A 22058-nucleotide genomic window follows, 5' to 3' on the forward strand; every position below is an offset into this window, starting at 1 on the left:
TGCCCTCTGCACGGGGTCTTCGCTATTTCATGAAGTCAATAAACGCCCGCACCTTCAGCGGTAAATGCCGCGTGTCCGGATACAGCGCATACACCCCCTGAGGCGCGAAACGATGATCCGGCAACAGGCGTACCAGCCGCCCCGCGTCCAGGTCCTCCTGCACCAGCCACTGCGGCAGGACCGCCACGCCATGCCCGCGCACGGCAAATGCTTGCAGCACGGCGGCACTGTCGACCACCAGCGCACTGGGGCCAGAGCGATAGTGATGTTCGCCACCTGCCGGGTCGGTCACGCTCAACTCAGTCAGGCGGCCATGCCCCAGCTTGGGCAGTCGTTCTAGTTCATCCAACGTATGGGCACTACCCAAACCAGGCGCCGCAACGGCAAATACCTGATAGGTGGATAACTGCACCGCACGATGATTGGAGTCCACCAGGCGCCCCAGCCGGATCGCCACGTCAAACCGCTCGGAGATCAGGTCGGCATGGGTCGAGGATGTGGATAAGTGGATGTTGAGGTCCGGGTGCAGGCGGCGAAAACCTTCCACGGCCGGCGCGACCACCGCCAACGCATATTCAACAGTCGTGGTGATGCGCAGGGTGCCTTTGAGCTGGGCGTGCTCAGAACGGGCCTCTTCCACTGCCAGCCGTGCTTCTTCGAGCATGCGTGTACAGCGCAGGTAGAAACGTTCGCCGGCATCGGTGAGCGCCAGTTGGCGGGTACTGCGGGTGAGCAGGGTGACGCCCAGTTCGGCTTCCAGACGTTTGAGATTGAAGCTGACCACCGCGCGGGTCTGGCCCAGCAGATCGGCGGCGGCCGTCAGCGAGCCGGCCTCGACCACGGCTTTGAAAGTGTCGAATCGGTCCAGACTGACCATGGCCACAGCCCCCCTTTGTCAAAATATTTTTGACAAACTAACAGGCAAACCCGTGTATCCCAAGCTCTGCAACCGGCCTACCCTGCCAGCCTCAAACGCTGGATCGCCCCTATGACCTACCGCTCGAAAGTCGCCTGGATCTTTTTACTGGGCTTCGCCCTGGACCTGGTGAACATGTTTGTCGCCACCGTCGCCTACCCGGATATCGCCCATGAACTGCAGGCTTCGGTCACGCAATTGGCGTGGATCAGCAACGCATACCTGCTCGGCCTGACCCTGATTATTCCGCTGAGCGTCTGGCTCGCCGCAGTGTTGGGCGAGCGGCGCTTGATCGCCGCGAGCCTGGGGCTGTTTGGCATGGCATCGGTGCTGGTAGGCCAGGCCGAGTCGATTCAGGCCCTGATCGGCTGGCGGCTGTTGCAAGGCTTGGGGGGTGGATTGCTGATACCGGTGGGCCAGGCCTTGGCGTACCGACACTTTGCCCCTGGGCAGCGTCACCAACTGACGGCCCGAGTGATGTCGGTGACGCTGCTGGTGCCAGCACTCTCCCCGGCGCTGGGCGGCTTGCTGGTGGACACGGTGTCGTGGCGCTGGATCTTCTATGCCAACCTGCCATTGGCCCTCCTGACCCTGCTGCTGGCACTGCTGTGGATAAAACCCGATGTGCCCGCAACCTCGCGACCGGCCCTGGCCTTGGGGAGTCTGTTCAAGCAGATCCGCCACCCGATGCTGCGAGTGGCGATGCTGGTGTATCTGTTTATCCCCGGCGTCTTTATCGGCACCAGCCTGGTCGCCATCCTCTACCTGCGAGGCCTTGGATACGACGCGACACGCACCGGGGCCTTGATGCTGCCGTGGGCACTGGCCTCGGCCCTGGCCATCTACCTGAGCAAGCAGTTGTTCAGCCGGTGCGGGCCCAAGCCATTGCTGCTGGCCGGCATGGCCTTGCAATGCGCCGGCATCCTGCTGCTCAATGCTGCCCAGCCCGCCCTGCTGGTGGGCGCCTATGCCCTGATGGGCCTGGGTGGCAGCCTGTGCAGCAGCACCGCGCAGACCCTGGCCTTTCTGGATATTCCTGCCGAACGCATGGGCCACGCCAGCGCGCTGTGGAATATCAATCGGCAAGTGAGCTTTTGCCTCGGCGCAGCGGCACTCAGCGCCGTGCTATCGGCCTCGGATTCCTTCACCATGACCTTCTTGATCGCGGCAGCCCTGACACTGCTGCCGCTCTTCGCAGCGCTGAGCCTGGATACCTCCAGGGTTCGCGCACTGCTTCACCCAGCCAGCGAGACTCAATGATGATTGATTACAGCGACTTTTTTGAAGAAGTGATCCAGACCCACATCGAGATCGAGCAGTGGTTTGCCGGCACAGCCCCCGAAGGCACCCTGCAGAACTTGCTGGCGCGCTTCTCCCCCGAGTTCAGCATGATCGCCCCCGCCACCGGCGCACGGGTGAATGCCGCCGGGGTCCAGGCCCTGTTCACTCGCCTGGGCGGCATGCGGCCCGGATTGAAAATCACCTTGAGTGAACTGACCGGCATCGACCGCCATGCGCGGGGTGCCACGGTGACCTACCGTGAGCATCAGGTTGATCACAGCGCCAGCCAGACGGATCGCCGGGCCACCGTGGTGTTCGAGAAACAGGCCAGCGGCGCACTGCTGTGGCGGCACCTGCATGAGACCTATATCCAGGGCCAATAACCCTCCCCTGCAGGAGCCGGCAGGCGACGTGCCTGATGCCCTCTGTTTAGTTTTGTGCCTGGTTGACGATCACCGTGCAAGTAATCCCCGCCGCCAGCAACACCCCCTCCGGCACTTCATCAATATGGATCCGCACCGGTACCCGCTGGGCCAGGCGTACCCAGTTGAAGGTCGGGTTCACGTCGGCGATCAGTTCGCGGCTCTCGGGGTTATCGCGGTCGTAGATGCCGCGGGAGATACTTTCCACATGGCCCTTGAGGGTCTCGCCGCTCATCAGCTGCATATCGGCTTTATCACCGACTTTCACATGGGGCAGCTTGGTTTCTTCGAAGAAGCCGTAGACCCAGAACGAGTTCATATCGACTACGGCCATCTTGGCTTCGCCAATGCGCGCATAGTCGCCGCGATGCACGTTGAGGTTGGTGACATAGCCGTCGACCGCTGACACGACTTGCGTGCGTTTCAAGTTCAGTTCGGCGGCTTCCAGTTGCGCCAGGGCATGTTGGTAGTCGGCCAGGGCCGAGTCGGCGATGTTGCTGGCGTCATCGCGGTTCTCTTTGGAGATCACCAGGGCGTCGAGGTCGGCGCGGCGGTGGGCGTTGACCTTGCGCATCTCCCAGGTGGCTTTGCGTGAGGCGACCAAAGATTGCGCCTGCTTGACCGCGATGCGGTAGTGCTCGGGGTCGATCTGCATCAGCAGGTCGCCCTTTTTCACCAACTGGTTGTCACGCACCGGCACATCCACCACTTCGCCGGTGACGTCGGCGGCCACGTTGATGATGTCGGCGCGCACCCGGCCATCGCGAGTCCATGGGGTCTGCATGTAATGGACCCACAAGGTGCGGCCAATCCAGATCGCCAGGGCCAGAACCAGCAGGGTTGCGAGCAGGCTGAAAAACTTTTTCATCGGGGCATTCTCAACGGTAGACAGTCAGCGCCATGGCGCCGAAAAGACAGGTGAACAGGCTCAGGCGCAGCAGCGCCGGGTGCCAGAAAAAACGGTACAAATCAAAGCCCGCCAGGAAGCGATCCAGGGCCCAGGCCAGTGCGGCGGCGATAAAAAACATCAGGGTCATGGTCGGCATATAGATGCCGTGGAACGCGATTTCACGAGGCATGGGCGACTCCGGAAGGCTTGAAGGCAGCCAGGGGCGATTGCGGGTCCAGCAGGGAGGTGCGGATAAAGTGCAGGTAGCTTTTCACCCGGCGCAGGGCCGAGGTGTCGAAGTGCGGGGCGAAGGGTTCGTCGGTGGCCTGCACGCGGCTGATGGCGTGATCGACCGCCACCAGGGCGCGCTCCAGGTTGCTCTGGCTCGGTTGCAAAAACAGCCGCACCAGCGAACGCCCCATGACCCGGATGGCCTGGCGCCAGGGCTGGGATTGAGCGTACGCCGGGTGCACCGGCAGAATCGCCTGTTCCTTGCGCAACTCAATGATCGCGTGACCGACTTCAAGCACCACAAACATCCAGCGCAACAGGTTGCGTTGCACCTGTGGCTGGCCGGCGGCCAGGCCATAGGCCTGGTGCAGCAGGTCGCGGGTGCGGCTTTCAAAACCCGAGGCCAGGCCCTTGAGCTTGCCGCTGATGGCATATACCACTTGCTCACGCAGGTCGCGCTCCAGGCGGCGCCACAGCCAAGGGCTGTTGGGCGGCAGGATAATCGCCCCCGCCGCGGCGCACACCAGCATGCCGATGATCATGGCGATGTAGTCGTTGATAAAGGTGTAGGGGTTGTAGATCGTCAAGTTGTCCGGCACCGAACCGGTACTGAAAAAGATCAGCAGGCCCAGGCCGACCCCGGCGTATTGCGGGCGCGACGAGAGGAACGCACCGAGCACGATCACCGGGGCGAGCATCACGCAGAGCAAGGGAAAGCCGTCGATCCAGGGAAACACGAAGAACATTTCGACAAAGCCCACCACGGCGCCGATCAGCGTCCCGCAGGCCATTTGGAAGGCCATGCGCTTGGGGTTCGGCGTGGCGGCCGACAGGCCCACGGTGGCTGCCGCGATCAGGGTCATGGTCGCGCCGCTGGGCCAGGCGGTGGCCACCCAGTAACTGCCCAGCACCAGCAGAATGAATGACGCGCGAATTCCCGACGCGGCACAGGCCAGCCAGTTGGTTTTCGGCGTGTAGGACTCGTCCCAGTGCTCCCGTGCGTGGCTGTGCTCGGCCAGGGAAGCATGGGTCTGCGCATAGTTGTGCAGGTCATCGACAAAGCGGTACAGCAGCTCGTAGGCAGTGTGGAAATCCAACTGCTCGGCATCGCTCGGGCTGCTCTCCTGGAACATCGCCCGCAGGCTGCGGACCTTGGCCGGCAGGCTCTCCTTGTAGGCCGTCAGTTGGCTCACCAGGCGCGCAGCATCGGGGCTGGTCAGGGCGCGCCCACTGAAGCCATCGAGCAGTTCGGCCAAGTCCTGCAGGCCGGGCTTGATCGCGGCCACCACATGGTCGGCGGCATCGCTGCGCAGGCGTTCGAGCAACTGGTGCAGGGCGTTGAAGCGCGTGGTGATGCCCATGAACTCACTGTTTAAGCGACTCAAGCGACCATTGCGCCGGCGCATATGGGGGTCTTCGAATACGGTGACGCTGCGCAGCCCTTCCAGGCCCACGGCTTCGGCGATAAAGCGCACGTTGCTGCTTTCAAAACCTTCACGCTGGCCGCGCCCGCGCAGGCCATCGGTGACGAACAGCGCGAAGGTGCCGAAACGCTGGTACAAGGCGTTGCGCATGGCCGCGCTGCTGGTTTGCGGCAGGATCGCGGCACTGACCAGGGTCGCACACAAAATCCCCAGGGAGATTTCCAGCACCCGCCAGACCGCCGCCATAAAGGCGCCGTCCGGGTGGGCGAGCGCCGGCAGGCCGACCATCGCCGCCGTATACCCGGCCAGCACAAAACCATACGCGCGAAAGTTACGGTTACGGGTGGCACCGGCCGTGCACACGCCGACCCAGATCGCCAGCGCGCCAAGGAACAGCTCGGTGTTTTGCGCAAACAAGGCGATCAACAACACCATCACCGCCGACCCCGCCAGGGTGCCGAGGAAGCGGTAGAAGCTCTTGGCAAACACCTGGCCGCTTTGCGGTTGCATCACGATAAACACGGTGATCATCGCGGTACGCGGTTGCGGCAGTTCCAGGCGCATGGCCAGCCACAGGGTGAGAAACGCGGCGATCAGTACTTTGAAGATATACACCCAGGTCACGCCATCACTGCGCGCCCAGTCGAAAAAGCCACGGCGCCATTCCAGGGAATGCAGCCAACGCAGCGGTGCAGGCAAGGGAGTCATGGGGAACCTGATCAGTGATCGAACACGGCCAAAGCCGCCGGGGTCTTGCTCGGGAGTGTCTTATCGGGTGTCGGAGCATCGCTGCCAGCACCCAGGCCACCGCCCAGGGCTGTCACCAGTTCGGCATGGGCGCTCAAGCGCGCGGCCTGGACCTGTTGCTCGACCTGCTGCTGGCGAAACAGCAGGGTCTGGGCATTGAGCACATTGAGGTAATCGGTCAGCCCGCGCTGATAGGCGATCATTGCGAGGTCATAGGTTTTCTGCGCCGAGGCCAGCGATTCGGCGGCGAAGGTTTGCTGCTTGGCCATGGATTCGCGGCGGATCAGTTGGTCGCTGATGCCCTTGAGTGCATTGACCAGGGTCTGGTTGTAGCGGGCCACGGCAATGTCGTAGCCGGCGCTGGCCTCGCCCAATTGCGCACGCAGGCGGCCACCGTCGAAGATCGGCAGGGTGATCGCCGGGCCGACGCTGTAGTTGAGTTTCTTGCCGGTGAGGAACTCCAGCATGCCGCCGCCGGTGGCGACGTAGCCGAGGCTGCCCACCAGGTCGACGTTGGGGTAGAAACCGGCGTGGGCCACGTCAATCCCCCGGGCCTGGGCCGCGACTTGCCAGCGGCTGGCGACCACGTCCGGGCGCTGGCCGAGCAATTGCGCGGGCAGTGCCGAGGGCAATTTCAGCGGCGCACCGAGGGCCAGGGTCGGCCGCTGCAAGGTTGCACCCTCCCCCGGCCCCTTGCCGGCCAAAGCCGCCAGTTGGTTGCGGGTCAGGGCGATCTCTTCGTCGAGGGCGTCCAGTTGCCGATGGGTTTCCGGCAACGGCGTCTGGGCCTGGCTGACTTCAAAGTGCGTGCCGATCCCGCCATCCAGGCGCTTTTGCGCCAGGTCGAGGATCTGCTGTTGCTGGGCCAGGGTGGCGGCGACGATATCGCGCTGGGCGTAATGCAGCGACAGCTGGATATAGGCGCGCACCACATTGTTCTGCAATTCCAACTGGGCCTGGCGTGCCTGGGCGACACGCCTATGCGCCAGGTCGACGGCGCGCTCGCTGGCATTGCGCTCGCGGCCCCACAGGTCGAGGGCGTAGCTCAGGCCCAGGGCAGCGTTGTTGTCCCAGGTGGTGGAATTGTCCAGCTTGCCGGGGCCGTAGAACTGATCGCTGGGCCAGTTGTGGCGCTTGAAGGTGGCATCCCCGTTGATCTGCACGGCCTCGGCCGACTCGGCCAACCCGGCCATGGCCCGTGCTTCACGCACCCGGGCGGCGGCTTCGGCCATGCTCGGGCTGCCTTGTACGGCGAGGTCGATCCACCGATTGAGTTGCGGGTCGCCATAGGCCTGCCACCACTGGCTGGTCGGCCAGTGGGCATCCCGGGCGGCGCTCTGGATCGCGTCGTCGGTGGCCAGGGTATTGGCGGCGAGGTGCTTGCCTTGGGGGGCAATTCCTCCGGTTCCGATGCAGCCGCTGATTGCTAACGATAAAGCCCAAACACTGAGAGTCTTCAGCTCTCTGCTGATGCGACGCGGCACTGCTGCGAATTCCTGAGGTGGTGTTGCGGGGACGGTGCGGCAATTCTAGGGGGCACGGGGAATGGCGATAAGGTGGGATTCCTGTGAATCTTTATTACCGTTCAGGCGATAATCCATTGGTCGGGCTCACTCGCCCCCGTAACTTCGTGTCACAATTTGCCATCTCCCTTGAGAGCACCCCATGGACACTTTGCAAAACATGCGCGCCTTCAGTTGTGTCGCCGAGGCCGGCAGCTTCACCGCCGCCGCCGTACAACTGGACACCACCACGGCCAACGTCTCGCGCGCGGTCTCCAATCTGGAAGCCCATCTGCAAACCCGCTTGCTCAACCGCACCACCCGCCGCATCGCCCTGACCGAGGCCGGCAAGCGCTATTTATTGCGCTGTGAGCAAATTCTCGCCTATGTCGAGGAAGCCGAGGCCGAAGCCAGCGACGCCCATGCACGCCCCGCCGGGCAGCTCAAAGTGCACACCATGACCGGCATCGGCCAGCATTTCGTGATCGACGCGATTGCCCGCTACCGCCGCACCCACCCCGACGTGACCTTCGACCTGACCCTGGCCAACCGCGTGCCCGACCTGCTGGACGAGGGCTACGACGTGTCCATCGTGCTCGCCAGCGAGCTGCCGGACTCGGGGTTTGTCTCCCAACGCCTGGGGATCACCTACAGCATCGTCTGTGCCTCGCCGGCCTACGTCAAAGCCAACGGCTGCGCGCAGCGGCCCAGTGACCTGCTCAACCATGCCTGCCTGCGCCTGGTCAGCCCGGTGATCCAACTGGACAAATGGGCCTTCAACGGCCCGGACGGCCAGGAAAGCGTGAGCATCAACAGCTCGCCGTTCCTGGTGAACTCCGCCGACGCGATGAAGACCGCGATCATCAGCGGCATGGGCGTCGGCCTGCTGCCGGTGTACGCGGCCATCGAAGGCCTGCGTAACGGCACCCTGGTACGGATGATGCCGAATTACCGCTCCCAGGAACTGAACCTGTACGCCATCTACCCGTCGCGCCAGTACCTGGATGCGAAGATCAAGACCTGGGTGGAATACCTGCGCGGCTCGCTGCCGGAGATCCTCGCGGCGCACCAGGCGGAACTGGTTGCGTATGAACTGAGTGGCAGTTTGGGTGGGGTGCGGCTGGGTAGCTGACCTGCCGTCATCGCAGGCAGGCCAGCCTCCCACATTTTGCCCTGTGCCCACAGAGGTCTAGCGGTGTCCTGACATTCGCAGCGAGGAATGTTAGCGTGCTTGGCATTCTTCCCTGTCGATGAGCCTCACTTGCGATGAAAAAGACTGTCCTCGCCTTCAGCCGTGTCACCCCCGCGATGATCGAACGCCTGCAACAGGACTTCGAGGTCATCGTCCCCAACCCCAAGCAGGGTGATATCAACGCGCAGTTCACTGAAGCCCTGCCCCACGCCCACGGCCTGATCGGCGTCGGCCGCAAGCTCGGGCGGGCGCAGCTCGAAGGGGCGAGCAAGCTGGAAGTGGTGTCCAGTGTCTCCGTGGGTTACGACAACTACGACGTGGACTACTTCAACGAACGCGGGGTCATGCTCACCAACACCCCCGATGTGCTGACCGAAAGCACCGCCGACCTGGCCTTCGCCCTGCTGATGAGCAGCGCCCGCCGCGTGGCCGAGCTGGACGCCTGGACCAAGGCCGGGCAGTGGAAAGCCAGCGTCGGCGCGCCGTTGTTTGGCTGTGATGTACACGGCAAGACCCTGGGTATCGTCGGCATGGGCAATATCGGCGCGGCCATCGCCCGCCGTGGGCGCCTGGGCTTCAATATGCCGATTATCTACAGCGGCAACAGCCGCAAGACCACGCTGGAACAGGAACTGGGCGCGCAGATGCGCAGCCTGGACCAGTTGCTGGCCGAGGCGGATTTTGTGTGCCTGGTGGTGCCGTTGAGTGAAAAGACCCAGCACCTGATCAGCCATCGCGAGTTGGGCCTGATGAAATCCAGCGCAATCCTGGTGAATATTTCCCGAGGCCCGGTGGTGGACGAGCCGGCACTGATCGAAGCCCTGCAAACCCAGCGCATTCGCGGCGCCGGGCTGGATGTGTATGAGCGCGAGCCCCTGGCCGAGTCGCCGCTGTTCCAACTGAGCAATGCAGTGACCTTGCCGCACATCGGGTCGGCCACCCATGAAACCCGTGAAGCCATGGCCAACCGTGCCCTGGACAACCTGCGCAGCGCCCTGCAGGGCCAGCGCCCGCAGGATCTGGTGAACCCGCAGGTGTGGAAAGGCTGATCGGCATTGTAGGAGCTGGCAAGCCAGCCCCTACAGTTTTTGGCGCGAACGTCGATAACCCGCTATAGATTGTTATCGCTGATCCACAGAAGGTTTTTATGTCCACCACCAAAGCCCGCGCAGATTCACTCTCGCTTCTGCTCTTTACCTTGCGCAGCGGCAAGCTGATGGCCATCAACCTGCTGAAAGTCAGCGAAATCATTCCCTGCCCGCCGCTGACCAAGCTGCCGGAGTCCCACCCGCACGTCAAAGGCATCGCCACCCTGCGTGGCGCGGCCTTGTCGGTGATCGACCTCAGCCGGGCGCTGGGCGAAATGCCCCTGCAAGACCCCGACGGCGGTTGCCTGATCGTCACTGATGTCAGCCGCTCCAAGCAGGGCCTGCATGTGCAGGCGGTGAGCCGGATCGTGCATTGCCTGACCACCGATATCCGTCCGCCGCCCTTTGGTTCCGGCGGTACGCGCTCGTTTATCACCGGCGTGACCCAGGTCGACGGGGTGCTGGTGCAGGTGCTGGACATCGAAAAAGTCATCCACGCCATCGCCCCCGCGCAGATCGAAGTGGCACCGACCGACCTGACCATGGAAGAAGCCGAAGTGCTCGGCCATGCGCGCATCCTGGTGGTGGACGACAGCCAGGTGGCCCTGCAGCAATCGGTGCACACCCTGCGCAACCTCGGCCTGACCTGCCACACCGCTCGCAGTGCCAAAGAGGCCATCGACGTGCTGCTGGAACTGCAAGGCAGCGCCGGGCAGATCAATGTGGTGGTGTCTGACATCGAAATGTCGGAAATGGACGGCTACGCCCTCACCCGCACCCTGCGCGAAACCCCGGACTTCCAGGATTTGTACGTGCTGTTGCACACCTCCCTGGACAGCGCGATGAACAGCGAAAAAGCCCGCCTGGCCGGTGCCGACTCGGTGCTGACCAAGTTCTCGTCACCCGAGCTGACCAAATGCCTGGTGGTTGCGGCCCAGACCGTGGCGCAAAAAGGCCTGTAAACCGTGACAGCGTATTACCAACTGCTGCGCCGCGACCTCACCACCAGCCTGCCCGCGCCGCAATGGCCGGCCGGCATCCGCCTGGACCATTACCGCGACGAACTGGCCCCGGCGATTCATGCGGTGTTACGCATGACCCAGGAACAAGGCGGCGGCCATGTCGCCAACCTGGACACCTGGCAGCAGCAGTTCATCAGCAACGCAGAGTTCGACCCCAGGCTGTGCCTGGTGGTCAGCAACGCCGAAGGCATTCTTGGCGTGGCCCAATGCTGGACCAGTGCCTTTATCAAGAATCTCGCCATTCACCCCTGTGCCCAGGGCCAGGGGCTGGGTCGCGCCTTGTTGCTGCACAGCTTCCAGGTGTTCAAGCAACGCGGCGAGCCCTATGTGGACCTCAAGGTGCTGGAGAGCAATCTGCGCGCACGCCAGCTGTATGAAAGTGCGGGCATGGTGTTTGTGCTGCGCGACGTGGTCAGCGACGACTGACCGGCACTGGCGCATAACTTGCTTCCAGAGTCTCTGAACGGCGGATAGAGGTAAAAACCCGTCACCGTCCAAGAGCGCCCTCTGACCTGGCCTGGTAGCAGATCCTCCATGAATACCCATTTTTCCTGCGTTGGTTGCGGCAAATGCTGCACCGACCATCATGTCCCCCTGACACTCGACGAAGCCCGCCAGTGGGCGGCGGACGGCGGCAATGTCATCGTCCTGGTGGAAGGCTTCCTGGGCAATGGCCTGGGCCTGCCGCTGCAACAACGCGAGCATGCCGAACGGCGTTCGGTGGTGGTGCCCAGCGGCACGACCGAGGCGTTTGTGGCCATTACTTTTGCCGCCTACAACGCGGGGCCCTGCCGGAATCTTGACGAAGACAACCGCTGCGGCATCTATGAGCGGCGGCCGCTGGTCTGTCGTATCTACCCGATGGAGATCAACCCGCATATCCCACTGAACCCGGCCGCCAAGGATTGTCCGCCGCACTCCTGGGAACAGGGCCCGGCGCTGATCGTCGGGGGTGAACTGGTGGACCCTGAACTGGCGGAGCTGATCCGCCGCTCACGCCAGGCCGACCGTGACGACGTGCAGACCAAGGAAGCGGTGTGCGCCCTGCTGGGGATTCGCACCACGGCGCTCAAGGGCGATGGTTTTACCGCGTACCTGCCGGATATGGGCGCGTTTGCCCAGGCCATTGAATTGGCGGTGGAACAACCGGCCATGGCCAATGAGTGGGTGTTTCATGTGTCCGGCATGGACATCGCCGAACAGTTGCTGGATGCCGGGGCACAGATCGCCACCGAGGTGCCGGCCAACTATGCGTTTATCTCGCTGCGCGCTGCCTGAGGCGCGTCAAATGGGGTTGGGGCTGTAGCTGTAGCTGTGGCGAGGGAGCTTGCTCCCGTTGGACTGCGTAGCAGTCCCATTTTAGGGCCGCTTCGCGCCCCAACGGGAGCAAGCTCCCTCGCCACAGGTGACTGATTGCCCTGCCCCCTCTCTGAACTGAAGGGCATCCACAACCTAGTGGCGTTTGCCCCAGAACTCTTCTGCCAGCCGCCGCAGATCTTCCGCCAGGGCCGCCACGTCGCCCGAGCTGAGCTGGCTCTGCTGACCGGCAGTGACGGTGGCTTCGCCGGCATTGCGGATGCCGACAATATTGCGATTGATGTCTTCGCTGACCGCGCTCTGTTCTTCCACTGCAGTGGCAATCTGCACACTCATGGCGGTGATCTGGTTGACCCGCTGGCTGATGCCATCCAGGGCCGATGCGGCGCGCTGGGCGTGATCGACGCTGGCTTCGACATGCTGGCTGCTCTGTTCCATGGCCATCACCGCATCCCGGGCGCCGCCCTGCAGGGTGCTGATCATGCGCTGGATTTCATTGGTCGATTGCTGGGTACGTTGTGCCAGGCCGCGCACTTCGTCGGCCACCACCGCAAAACCACGGCCCTGTTCGCCCGCTCGCGCTGCCTCGATGGCCGCGTTGAGGGCCAGCAGGTTGGTCTGCTCGGCAATCGCCCGGATCACCTCCAGCACACCGGAAATATCACCGCTATGGCTTTCCAATTGATGGATCACCGTGGTGGCCCTGGCCAGTTCCTGGGACAGACGCAGCACCGCATCGCGGCTTTCGTCCACTCGCTGATGACCTTCACGGGTCGCGCTGCCGGCCTGGTCGGCGGCTTTCGAAGCTTGCTGGGCATGGTTGGCGACTTGCGCCACGCTGGCCGCCATCTCGTGGATGGCGGTGGCCACCTGGTCGGTCTGGCTCTGCTGGCCCAGGGTGCTGCTGTGGCTGCTGTCCAGTTGCTCGACCAGGGCGGCGGCGTGCCCGGACAAACGCTGCGATGCATCGCCAATCCGGCCGACCACCGCGCCCACCTGGGCTTCAAGCATCTGCATGGCAAATTCGATTTGCCCCAGCTCATCCGCACGCCCGGTATAGATCGCCTGGCTGACGGGATTATCGGCGATCTGCCGCGCCCGCTCGCTCAGTTGCCGCAGGGGGCGCAACAACAGGTTGACGCCTAATATCCCCACCGCGCCCACCGCCGCCAGGCCCAGCACTTGCACCGCCCACGGATAGCTTGCCAAGCCGACCCCTGCCCCCCAGGTCAAGGCGCATGTCGCGCCGGTGACCAGCGACAACTTCAAGGGCATCTCCAGCACCGGCCGCATGCGCCGAGTGCCCGTGCGCAGACGGGCATACACGCGCTCCGCCGCCATCACCCGCCGCGCATCGGGCCGGGTCCGCACGGACTGGTACTCCACCGCCACGCCGTCGCGGGTGACCGGCGAGGCATAGGCACTGACCCAGTAGTGATCGCCGTTCTTGCAGCGATTCTTCACCATGCCCATCCACGAGCGACCGCTTTTGAGGGTCTGCCACATATGGGCAAAGGCCGCCGACGGCATGTCCGGATGGCGCAGCAGATTATGTGGCGCGCCCAGCAGCTCCTCGCGGCTGTAGCCGCTGACGTCGATAAAATCCTGGTTGGCGTAGGTAATCGAACTGCCGAGGTCGGTGGTCGAGAGAATGTTGGCATCTTGGGCAATGTCCACATTTCGCCCCGTGACCGGGAGATTGATCTTCATGGAAAGCGCGCTCGGGAGTTATTGGGGGAGTCGGCAGGGGCACCGACTCTAAGCGCACCGGTTGAGCAAATACTGATCCAGCTCATGTTCCACGCATTTAGTTGCCCGGCGCCAGCGCCTGCGGCTCGTGGTACTCCTCAATCAGGGCGACACAGTCCAGCGCCACCCGTGCGCTGCGCGGCAACCTGCGCACGGCCAGTACGCTGCGGGCGGGCAAGCGGCTACGGGCGAAGTAGCCCAGGTACACCTCATTGACCAGAGCCAGATCATCCAGGTCGGCCAGCATCAAGGTGCATTTGACCACCCGATCCAACGACGAATGATGACGCTCCAACAGGTCGTGCAGGTTCTTCATCACCTGCTTCATCTGTGCGCCCGTCCCGCCTTTCACCGGATTGCCGCGAATATCCAACCCCGAGATACTGGAGATGTACAACGTGTCGCCGACCCGCACCGCCTCGGAAAAAGGCAGCGTCAGCTCGCTGGGGTAAAAGCGCGGCCCATCGCCCGGTTGCGCCGCTGCAATGTCGAGTTCCTCCCGCAGATACCCTCGCAGAATGCGCTGGTGCTCGCCGCTCTGCTTGAGCTGCTCCAGCGCCCGGTTAAGGTCACTGCGCAATTCACGATCGGACTTGCGCACGCCGATGGCCACGGCAGTGCCCATCTGTTGGCCGGTGACCGGCGGGCCGACGAAATCGAAAGGTTGCCCCTGCTCGGTGTCGAGCAGCTCCTGGCGAATTTCGGCTGTACCTTGCAGAGTCGCGTCAATATCACCGGCCACCAGGCTGCGGATCAACTGGTCATTGAGCCAGAAGCTCTTGATGATCACCCCGGCCGGCGCCCATTGCGCCAGGGCGAACGCTTCGCGATTGCTGCCGGTCAACACCCCCACGCGCTTGCCCTTGAGGGCGCGTACCGTGGGCATCAGCCCGGAATAACGGCGCGCCACCAAGTGCGTGGTCAGGGGGTACAAATCGTCGGTGAAGTCGATCAACTGCCGGCGTTGCGGGGTAGAAGCCATGCCCATGATTGCGTCGAAACGCCGGCTTTCAAGGGCTGCGATGCTATGGGTGAAGACTTGATCGACCCAGGTGCAGCGAACATCGAGTTGCGCGCACAAGGCATTGCCCAGTTCGATGTTCAAGCCGACCAACTGCCCTTGGGCGTTGCGGCTTTCATAGGGAGGAAACAGAGGGGAAATCGCGAAGCGGATCTCGCTGCGCGGCGCCGCGGCGGCCACCGGCCCTATCAGAAAGGCGCCCGACAGTAGCGCCCCAATGGATAAAACAAAGATCTTTGCCCAAGCCATGAAGACATCCCTTTCTTGAAAATCCCACTCCTTCACCCCGTGCTGCCAACCAGGCGCGGCGAAGGGGTATCGAGCAAGCTTTCAAGAAAAGGTCATGGGCCGACAAGGCGAAAAGTCAGCAATGGCTGTAGGCAGTCAGCGCTTGCCCATCGAACGACGGGTGCCGGGCGGCGCCATGCCGGGGGTCTTGGTGTGACCGTTCTTCGCGCCGTTTTTGTACCACGGCTGATTGCTGTCTTTCGCCCCGGCCAGCTCACCCGGCTTGAAGGGGAATTTGAACGCCGGGATCACCGGCTTGGCTTCACTGTCGAGGCTGTCTGGATCAGCGAGTTCGGCGCTTTCAACAGGCGGTTGTGTCGGGGAATTCATGGAAGCTCCGGAGCGTGCAAAAAATGACGCGGGCCCGACTTGCGGGCCACACTGGCGCGCAGTATACCTGCGCGCCCTGGTTCTTTAACCACTGCCCGTACGAATGGTCGACCTTTGCTGACAGCCCTGTCAGTTACCGGTCACTTTGCTGACCGGCTTTACAGGCTATAAAGAGCCTCCACTCCTCCCTTTCCCTGTCCGGACGCCGCGAGACCATGCCCATTCAACGCAAAACCACCGTGATTGTGCTCGCCGTCGTGGCCCTGGCGGTCGTGGCCTGGGTGGCGACCCGGCCGGCCAAGACCAAGCTGTCGGCTTCCAGCGCAATCCCGGTCCGGGTGGTCAGTGTCGCGCAGCAGGATATCCCACGGTTTGTCAGCGGTATCGGCTCGGTACTGTCGCTGCATAGCGTGGTGATCCGCCCGCAGGTCGACGGCATTCTCACCCAGTTGCTGGTCAAGGAGGGGCAACGGGTCAAGGCCGGCGACCTGCTGGCGAGCATTGATGACCGGGCGATCCGCGCCAGCCTTGACCAGGCCAAGGCCCAGTTGGGCGAAAGCCAGGCGCAGTTGCAGGTGGCACAAGTCAATCTCAAGCGCTACAAAGAGCTGAGCATCGACGACGGCGTGTCGAAGCAGACTTACGACCAGCAGCAAGCCCTGGTCAACCAGCTCAAGGCCACGGCCCTGGGTAACCAGGCGGCAATTGATGCGGCCCAGGTTCAGCTTTCCTACACACAGATTCGCTCCCCCGTCAGCGGGCGGGTGGGGATTCGCAATGTGGATGAAGGCAACTTCCTACGTACCAGCGATGCCCAGGGCCTGTTCTCGGTGACGCAGATCGACCCGATCGCCGTGGAATTTTCCCTGCCGCAACAGATGCTGCCGACCCTGCAGGGCCTGATCGCCGCGCAACACCCGGCCAGTGTCGATGCGTTCCTCGGCGCCGACACCGACAGCCCGGCCGCCATCCTGCTCGGCAAAGGCCGCCTGAGCCTGATTGATAACCAGATCAGCGCCACCACCGGCACCATCCGCGCCAAGGCCGAATTCAGCAATGCCACGCAAAAACTGTGGCCGGGGCAACTGGTCACGGTGAAGATCCAGACCGCCCTCGACAAGGCGGCCCTGGTGGTGCCGCCGACCGTGGTCCAGCGCGGCCTGGACTCGCACTTCGTGTACCGCGTCAATGGCGACAAGGTGGACGTGGTGCCGGTGCACGTGACCTACCAGAACAGCGACCTGACGATTGTCACCGGTGTGCAGGCCGGTGATGTGCTGGTCAGCGACGGCCAGTCGCGCCTCAAGGCCGGTGCCCAGGTGGAGGTGCTCAAGGAGCCGCCGCAAGTGGTCCAGACCGCCCAAGCGCAGGCCCGGCCATGAAGGGTCGTGGCTCAGTATCGGCCTGGTGCGTCGACCATCCGGTCGCCACCCTGCTGCTGACCTTTGCCCTGGTGCTGCTGGGCTTGATCGCCTTCCCGCGCCTGCCCGTCGCGCCATTGCCGGAGGCGGAGTTCCCGACGATCCAGGTCACCGCCCAACTGCCCGGCGCCAGCCCCGACACCATGGCCTCGTCGGTGGCCACGCCCCTGGAAGTGCAATTCAGTGCCATCCCCGGCATGACCCAGATGACCTCCAGCAGTGCCCTGGGCTCCAGCCTGTTGACCCTGCAATTCACCCTCGACAAGAGCATCGACACCGCCGCCCAGGAAGTGCAGGCGGCGATCAACACGGCGGCCGGCAAATTGCCCAGCGATATGCCCAACCTGCCGACCTGGCGCAAGGTCAACCCGGCGGACAGCCCGGTGCTGATCCTCAGTATCAGCTCCAACAGTATGCCCGGCACCGAACTGAGCGACTACGTGGAAACCCTGCTGGCCCGGCAGATCAGCCAGATCGACGGCGTCGGCCAGATCAGCATCACCGGCCAGCAACGCCCGGCAATCCGGGTACAGGCCTCGCCGGACAAACTCGCCGCCATCGGCCTGACCCTGGCCGATATCCGCCTGGTGCTGCAGCAGTCGAGCCTGAACCTGGCCAAGGGCGCGCTGTATGGGCGCGACAGCGTATCGACGCTGTCGACCAACGATCAGCTGTTTCATCCTGAGGAATACGGCGAGCTGATTGTTTCCTACAAGGACGGCGCGCCGGTGCAGTTGCGCGACGTGGCACGGGTGATCAACGGTTCGGAAAACGCCTACGTGCAGGCCTGGTCCGGTGATACGCCGGGGGTCAACCTGGTGATTTTCCGCCAGCCGGGGGCCAATATCGTCGACACCGTGGACCGCATTCAGGCCGAGCTGCCGCGCTTGCAGGCGATGCTGCCGGCGTCGGTGGAAGTCAGCTCGCTGTCGGATCGCACCAAGACCATTCGTGCCTCGCTGCATGAAGTGGAAATCACCCTGTTGATCGCGGTGTTGCTGGTGGTGGCGGTGATGGCGCTGTTCCTGCGCCAGTGGTCGGCAACCCTGATTGTCTCCAGTGTGCTGGGGGTGTCGCTGGTGGCCACTTTTGCCCTGATGTATGTGATGGGCTTCAGTTTGAACAACCTGACCCTGGTGGCCATCGTGATTGCCGTGGGTTTTGTGGTGGACGATGCGATTGTGGTGGTGGAGAACATCCACCGTCACCTTGAGGCGGGCCTGGACAAGCGCGAAGCGGCGATCAAGGGCGCCGGCGAGATCGGTTTTACCGTGGTGTCGATCAGCTTTTCGCTGGTGGCCGCGTTTATCCCGTTGCTGTTCATGGGCGGCGTGGTCGGGCGCCTGTTCAAGGAATTTGCCCTGACCGCGACCTCGACCATCCTGATTTCGGTGGTGGTGTCCCTGACCCTGGCGCCGATGCTGGCCGGGCAGTTTATGCGCGCGCCCGCCCACCCTCCCCACGACAAACCGGGCTTTGGCGAACGCCTGCTGGCCGGTTACGCGAGGAACCTGCGCCGGGCCCTGGCCCATCCGCGCACGATGCTCGGCATCTTCACTGTGACCCTGGGCCTGGCCGTGGCCGGCTACGTGTTTATCCCCAAGGGCTTTTTCCCGGTACAAGACACCGGTTTTATTCTTGGCACCAGCGAGGCGGCGGCAGATGTGTCCTACCCGGACATGGTGGCCAAGCACCAGGCCCTGGCCGAAATCATCAAGGCCGACCCGGCGGTGGAAAACTTCTCCCACTCGGTGGGTGTGACCGGCAGTAACCAGACCATCGCCAACGGCCGCTTCTGGATTGCCCTGAAAGATCGCGGTGATCGCGATGTGTCGGCCAGCCAGTTTATCGACCGGATCCGCGCCAAACTGGCCCGGGTACCGGGGATCGTGCTGTACCTGCGCGCCGGCCAGGACATCAACCTCAGCTCCGGGCCCAGCCGCAGCCAGTACCAGTACGTGCTCAAGAGCAACGACGGCGCGACCCTGAATACCTGGACCCAGCGCCTGACCGAAAAACTGCGCACCAACCCGGCCTTCCGCGATCTGTCCAACGACCTGCAACTGGGCGGCAGCATCACCCACATCAGCATCGACCGCCAGGCCGCCGCGCGTTTCGGCCTGACCGCCACCGATGTCGACCAGGCGCTGTACGATGCGTTCGGCCAGCGCCAGGTCAATGAATTCCAGACCGAGACCAACCAGTACCAGGTGGTGCTGGAACTGGACAGCCAGCAACGGGGCAAGGCCGAGAGCCTGAACTACTTCTACCTGCGCTCGCCCCTCAGCGGTGAAATGGTGCCATTGTCGGCGCTGGCCAAGGTCGACCCGCCGACGGTCGGGCCGTTGTCCATCAGCCACGACGGCATGTTCCCGGCGGCCAACCTGTCGTTCAACCTGGCACCGGGCGTGGCCCTGGGCGACGCCGTGATCATGCTCGACCAGGCCAAGAACGAGATCGGCATGCCGAGCACCCTCATTGGCAATTTCCAGGGTGCGGCCCAGGCGTTCCAGAGTTCATTGGCCAGCCAGCCGTGGCTGATCCTCGCGGCGCTGGTGGCGGTCTATATCATCCTCGGCGTGCTGTATGAGAGCTTCGTGCATCCGCTGACCATCATCTCGACCCTGCCCTCGGCCGGCCTGGGTGCGTTGATCATGCTGTGGCTGCTGGGCCAGGACTTTTCCATCATGGCCTTGATCGGCCTGGTGCTGTTGATCGGCATCGTCAAGAAAAACGGCATCCTGATGATCGACTTTGCCCTCGAAGCGCAACGGGTTCGTGGGCTGGCACCGGCGGATGCGATTTATGAAGCCTGTGTCACGCGTTTTCGACCGATCATCATGACCACCCTCGCCGCGCTGCTGGGCGCAGTACCGCTGATGCTCGGCGCAGGCCCCGGCGCGGAGCTGCGCCAGCCCCTGGGCATCGCGGTGGTCGGCGGGTTGCTGGTGAGCCAGGCGCTGACGCTGTTCACCACGCCGGTCATATACTTGTACCTTGAGAAGCTGTTCCACAGACCCACTCCGGCCCCCGGGCTGGCGACCACACATTGAGGCGGGGTCATGCGTGTCCTGATTATTGAAGACGAAGAGAAAACCGCCGACTACCTGCATCGCGGGCTGACGGAACAAGGCTACACGGTGGACGTCGCCCGCGACGGCATCGAGGGCCTGCACCTGGCCCTGGAAAGCGACTATGCAGTAATCGTGCTCGATGTGATGCTGCCCGGCCTCGACGGGTTTGGCGTGCTGCGCGCACTGCGGGCGCGTAAACAAACCCCGGTGATCATGCTGACTGCCCGCGAGCGCGTGGAAGACCGCATTCGCGGCCTGCGCGAAGGCGCCGACGATTACCTGGGCAAGCCGTTTTCCTTTCTCGAACTGGTCGCCCGCCTGCAAGCCCTGACCCGCCGTAGCGGCGGGCATGAACCGGTGCAGGTGACCGTTGCCGACCTGTGGATCGACCTGATCAGCCGCAAGGCCAGCCGCGCCGGCCTGCGCCTGGACCTGACGGCCAAGGAGTTCTCGCTGCTCAGCGTCCTGGCGCGGCGCCAGGGCGAGATCCTGTCCAAGACGGCGATTGCGGAAATGGTCTGGGACATCAATTTCGACAGCGACGCCAATGTGGTCGAAGTGGCGATCAAGCGCCTGCGGGCCAAGCTCGACGGGCCCTTCGAGCACAAGCTGCTGCACACCATCCGTGGCATGGGCTATGTACTGGAGAACCGCAGTGTCGAGTAACTCGATTGCCCTGCGCCTGAGCGGCATGTTCACCCTGGTCGCGCTGGTGATTTTCCTGCTGATCGGCGGCGCGCTCTACCAGCAGGTGGACCGTGGCCTGGGCCTGTTGCCGGAGGCCGAACTGGATGCGCGCTACAGTGTGCTGGAGTCGTCGATCACACGTTTCGGCACGCCGGATCACTGGGTGAAAATGACCAACAAACTCAAGCTGCTGGGCGAAGAGGATGCACGCATACGCTTCTGGGTAGTGAGCAGCGACCCGGCCTATGAGTACGGCAACCCGGACGCGCACCTTCGCGAGTTCGCCGCCGGCCCCACGGGCAAGCGTGATTTATACCTGCCGGGGCATGCGTATCCGTTCAAGGTGCTGGTCAGCCAGTTCCCGGCCAAGGACCTGCGCCCGCCGCTGCGCTTTATGATCGCCATCGACACCGCCAACTTCCGCGCCACCCAGCACCATTTGCTGATGGCGTTGATCAGCCTGGCGTTTATCGGCGTGGTGCTGGCTTCGCTGCTGGGCTTCTGGGTCGCGCGCATCGGCCTCAAGCCGCTGATCAGGCTCTCGGACGAAGCGCAAAAACTGGCCCCGCCGAAACTGTCCGGGCGCTTGCAATTGTCGCCGCTGCCCCCGGAACTCAAGCAATTCGCCAATGCCTTCAACTCCACCCTGGAGCGGGTGGAAACCGCCTACTCGCGCCTGGAGTCGTTCAACGCCGACGTGGCCCACGAACTGCGCTCGCCACTGACCAACCTGATCGGCCAGACCCAGGTGGCGCTGACACGTGGCCGCTCGGCCGAGCATTACTTTGAAGTGCTGCAATCGAACCTGGAGGAGTTGGAGCGCCTGCGTTCGATCATCAATGACATGCTGTTCCTGGCCAGCGCCGACCAGGGCAGCAAAGCCACCAAGCTGGTTGAAAGCTCCCTGGCCGATGAGGTGGCGACCACCCTCGACTATCTGGACTTTATCCTTGAAGACGCCCAGGTGCAGGTCACGGTGGTCGGCGATGCCCAGGTGAGGATCGAAAAGGCCCATTTGCGCCGGGCCCTGATCAACCTGCTGAACAACGCCGTGCAGCACACCTCGCCGGGGCAAGTGATCGAGGTGCGGATTGAAACGCACGAGCAGCAGGTGCTGATTGGCGTGACCAACCCTGGAGAACGGATCGCCAGCGAGCATTTGCCACGGTTGTTCGAGCGTTTCTACCGCGTCGACGCCTCGCGCAGCAACAGCGGGGCCAATCATGGGTTGGGGTTGGCCATCGTCAAGGCGATTGCCTTGATGCATGGCGGGGAGGTGTTTGTGCGCAGTGAACACGGTGGCAACACCTTTGGTATCACCCTGCCGATCTGAATTTCAAAATCACTCCGACATAAGCCCATTCCCATAGAGGGTCTTCATCGTCTCGACTGTTGCGATTTGGGCAACAGTCATTATCTTGTTACACTCTGTACCGTACCGCTCGCCTGCGCCAATA

Annotated in this window: 19 protein-coding genes; 11 read left to right on the forward strand and 8 right to left on the reverse strand. The window is 63.3% G+C overall.

All coding sequences use genetic code 11. The features are described from left to right. Nucleotides 1-22 precede the first annotated feature (22 nt). The gene (locus tag PSH73_RS21270) at nt 23-877 is read right to left on the reverse strand and encodes a LysR family transcriptional regulator (RefSeq protein ID WP_186625898.1); all 855 of its coding nucleotides are present in this window, start codon (nt 875-877) and stop codon (nt 23-25) included. 111 nt (nt 878-988) lie between these two features. Between PSH73_RS21270 and PSH73_RS21275 the strand changes: the two genes are divergently transcribed. Together PSH73_RS21275 and PSH73_RS21280 are read left to right on the forward strand one after the other, a co-directional pair. Continuing rightward, nucleotides 989-2176: an MFS transporter gene (locus PSH73_RS21275; RefSeq protein WP_057958521.1), complete on the forward strand. Its 1188-nt coding sequence runs from the start codon at nt 989-991 to the stop codon at nt 2174-2176. Beyond that, nucleotides 2176-2580, forward strand: coding sequence for a hypothetical protein (locus PSH73_RS21280; RefSeq protein ID WP_057438390.1), 405 nt, complete (start codon nt 2176-2178; stop codon nt 2578-2580). Before PSH73_RS21275 ends, PSH73_RS21280 begins: the two co-directional genes overlap by 1 nt. A 46-nt stretch (nt 2581-2626) precedes the next feature. On the opposite strand, the gene PSH73_RS21285 is transcribed toward PSH73_RS21280, so the two are convergent. Genes PSH73_RS21285 through PSH73_RS21300 form a run of 4 tightly spaced genes read right to left on the reverse strand, consistent with a single transcriptional unit; the run spans nt 2627 to nt 7394 of the window. Further along, complete coding sequence (locus tag PSH73_RS21285) at nt 2627-3487, reverse strand: HlyD family secretion protein (protein ID WP_057438208.1); 861 nt, start codon at nt 3485-3487, stop codon at nt 2627-2629. Between the two features lie 10 nt (nt 3488-3497). Next, complete coding sequence (locus PSH73_RS21290; protein ID WP_057438206.1) at nt 3498-3698, reverse strand: DUF1656 domain-containing protein; 201 nt, start codon at nt 3696-3698, stop codon at nt 3498-3500. After that, nucleotides 3688-5871, reverse strand: a complete 2184-nt coding sequence (locus PSH73_RS21295) for an FUSC family protein (protein ID WP_200656922.1) — start codon at nt 5869-5871, stop codon at nt 3688-3690. Before PSH73_RS21295 ends, PSH73_RS21290 begins: the two co-directional genes overlap by 11 nt. An 11-nt stretch (nt 5872-5882) precedes the next feature. Next, nucleotides 5883-7394: an efflux transporter outer membrane subunit gene (locus tag PSH73_RS21300; protein ID WP_120734122.1), complete on the reverse strand. Its 1512-nt coding sequence runs from the start codon at nt 7392-7394 to the stop codon at nt 5883-5885. Nucleotides 7395-7575: 181 nt separating this feature from the next. Between PSH73_RS21300 and PSH73_RS21305 the strand changes: the two genes are divergently transcribed. The 5 genes from PSH73_RS21305 (at nt 7576) to PSH73_RS21325 (ending at nt 11992) form a co-directional block, all read left to right on the forward strand. Continuing rightward, the gene (locus tag PSH73_RS21305; RefSeq protein ID WP_057958518.1) at nt 7576-8544 is read left to right on the forward strand and encodes a LysR family transcriptional regulator; all 969 of its coding nucleotides are present in this window, start codon (nt 7576-7578) and stop codon (nt 8542-8544) included. Between the two features lie 134 nt (nt 8545-8678). Continuing rightward, on the forward strand, nt 8679-9653 hold the full coding sequence (locus PSH73_RS21310) for a D-glycerate dehydrogenase (RefSeq protein ID WP_057958517.1): 975 nt from the start codon (nt 8679-8681) through the stop codon (nt 9651-9653). 98 nt (nt 9654-9751) lie between these two features. Further along, a complete protein-coding gene (locus PSH73_RS21315) occupies nt 9752-10654 on the forward strand; it encodes a chemotaxis protein CheV (protein ID WP_057438202.1) in 903 nt (300 codons plus the stop codon). 3 nt (nt 10655-10657) lie between these two features. Further along, nucleotides 10658-11140, forward strand: coding sequence for an N-acetyltransferase (locus tag PSH73_RS21320; protein WP_057438199.1), 483 nt, complete (start codon nt 10658-10660; stop codon nt 11138-11140). A gap of 108 nt (nt 11141-11248) precedes the next feature. After that, nucleotides 11249-11992, forward strand: coding sequence for a YkgJ family cysteine cluster protein (locus PSH73_RS21325; RefSeq protein WP_057958515.1), 744 nt, complete (start codon nt 11249-11251; stop codon nt 11990-11992). A gap of 174 nt (nt 11993-12166) precedes the next feature. On the opposite strand, the gene PSH73_RS21330 is transcribed toward PSH73_RS21325, so the two are convergent. From PSH73_RS21330 to PSH73_RS21340, 3 genes are all read right to left on the reverse strand, one after another. Beyond that, complete coding sequence (locus PSH73_RS21330; protein ID WP_057958514.1) at nt 12167-13741, reverse strand: PAS domain-containing methyl-accepting chemotaxis protein; 1575 nt, start codon at nt 13739-13741, stop codon at nt 12167-12169. 97 nt (nt 13742-13838) lie between these two features. Then, complete coding sequence (locus tag PSH73_RS21335) at nt 13839-15050, reverse strand: transporter substrate-binding domain-containing protein (protein ID WP_057958513.1); 1212 nt, start codon at nt 15048-15050, stop codon at nt 13839-13841. A gap of 135 nt (nt 15051-15185) precedes the next feature. After that, the gene (locus PSH73_RS21340) at nt 15186-15419 is read right to left on the reverse strand and encodes a hypothetical protein (RefSeq protein WP_057438192.1); all 234 of its coding nucleotides are present in this window, start codon (nt 15417-15419) and stop codon (nt 15186-15188) included. Between the two features lie 215 nt (nt 15420-15634). Between PSH73_RS21340 and PSH73_RS21345 the strand changes: the two genes are divergently transcribed. Genes PSH73_RS21345 through PSH73_RS21360 form a run of 4 tightly spaced genes read left to right on the forward strand, consistent with a single transcriptional unit; the run spans nt 15635 to nt 21934 of the window. Then, complete coding sequence (locus PSH73_RS21345) at nt 15635-16801, forward strand: efflux RND transporter periplasmic adaptor subunit (protein WP_169989506.1); 1167 nt, start codon at nt 15635-15637, stop codon at nt 16799-16801. Next, a complete protein-coding gene (locus PSH73_RS21350) occupies nt 16798-19893 on the forward strand; it encodes a multidrug efflux RND transporter permease subunit (protein WP_169989507.1) in 3096 nt (1031 codons plus the stop codon). The genes PSH73_RS21345 and PSH73_RS21350 overlap by 4 nt, the downstream gene beginning before the upstream one ends. A 9-nt stretch (nt 19894-19902) precedes the next feature. Further along, entirely contained in the window at nt 19903-20580 is a 678-nt protein-coding gene (locus PSH73_RS21355; protein WP_057958510.1) for a heavy metal response regulator transcription factor, read from the forward strand. Beyond that, nucleotides 20570-21934, forward strand: a complete 1365-nt coding sequence (locus tag PSH73_RS21360) for a heavy metal sensor histidine kinase (RefSeq protein ID WP_057958509.1) — start codon at nt 20570-20572, stop codon at nt 21932-21934. Before PSH73_RS21355 ends, PSH73_RS21360 begins: the two co-directional genes overlap by 11 nt. Nucleotides 21935-22058 lie beyond the last annotated feature (124 nt).

Source organism: Pseudomonas sp. FP2294 (assembly GCF_030687625.1).
Taxonomy (GTDB): domain Bacteria; phylum Pseudomonadota; class Gammaproteobacteria; order Pseudomonadales; family Pseudomonadaceae; genus Aquipseudomonas; species Aquipseudomonas shahriarae.

Bases quoted from the DNA above. Each gene is read 5' to 3' on its own strand.
- PSH73_RS21270 (WP_186625898.1), bottom strand. From the start codon at position 877: ATGGTCAGTCTGGACCGATTCGACACTTTCAAAGCCGTGGTCGAGGCC.
- PSH73_RS21275 (WP_057958521.1), top strand. From the start codon at position 989: ATGACCTACCGCTCGAAAGTCGCCTGGATCTTTTTACTGGGCTTCGCC.
- PSH73_RS21280 (WP_057438390.1), top strand. From the start codon at position 2,176: ATGATTGATTACAGCGACTTTTTTGAAGAAGTGATCCAGACCCACATC.
- PSH73_RS21285 (WP_057438208.1), bottom strand. From the start codon at position 3,487: ATGAAAAAGTTTTTCAGCCTGCTCGCAACCCTGCTGGTTCTGGCCCTG.
- PSH73_RS21290 (WP_057438206.1), bottom strand. From the start codon at position 3,698: ATGCCTCGTGAAATCGCGTTCCACGGCATCTATATGCCGACCATGACC.
- PSH73_RS21295 (WP_200656922.1), bottom strand. From the start codon at position 5,871: ATGACTCCCTTGCCTGCACCGCTGCGTTGGCTGCATTCCCTGGAATGG.
- PSH73_RS21305 (WP_057958518.1), top strand. From the start codon at position 7,576: ATGGACACTTTGCAAAACATGCGCGCCTTCAGTTGTGTCGCCGAGGCC.
- PSH73_RS21310 (WP_057958517.1), top strand. From the start codon at position 8,679: ATGAAAAAGACTGTCCTCGCCTTCAGCCGTGTCACCCCCGCGATGATC.
- PSH73_RS21315 (WP_057438202.1), top strand. From the start codon at position 9,752: ATGTCCACCACCAAAGCCCGCGCAGATTCACTCTCGCTTCTGCTCTTT.
- PSH73_RS21325 (WP_057958515.1), top strand. From the start codon at position 11,249: ATGAATACCCATTTTTCCTGCGTTGGTTGCGGCAAATGCTGCACCGAC.
- PSH73_RS21330 (WP_057958514.1), bottom strand. From the start codon at position 13,741: ATGAAGATCAATCTCCCGGTCACGGGGCGAAATGTGGACATTGCCCAA.
- PSH73_RS21335 (WP_057958513.1), bottom strand. From the start codon at position 15,050: ATGGCTTGGGCAAAGATCTTTGTTTTATCCATTGGGGCGCTACTGTCG.
- PSH73_RS21340 (WP_057438192.1), bottom strand. From the start codon at position 15,419: ATGAATTCCCCGACACAACCGCCTGTTGAAAGCGCCGAACTCGCTGAT.
- PSH73_RS21345 (WP_169989506.1), top strand. From the start codon at position 15,635: ATGCCCATTCAACGCAAAACCACCGTGATTGTGCTCGCCGTCGTGGCC.
- PSH73_RS21350 (WP_169989507.1), top strand. From the start codon at position 16,798: ATGAAGGGTCGTGGCTCAGTATCGGCCTGGTGCGTCGACCATCCGGTC.
- PSH73_RS21355 (WP_057958510.1), top strand. From the start codon at position 19,903: ATGCGTGTCCTGATTATTGAAGACGAAGAGAAAACCGCCGACTACCTG.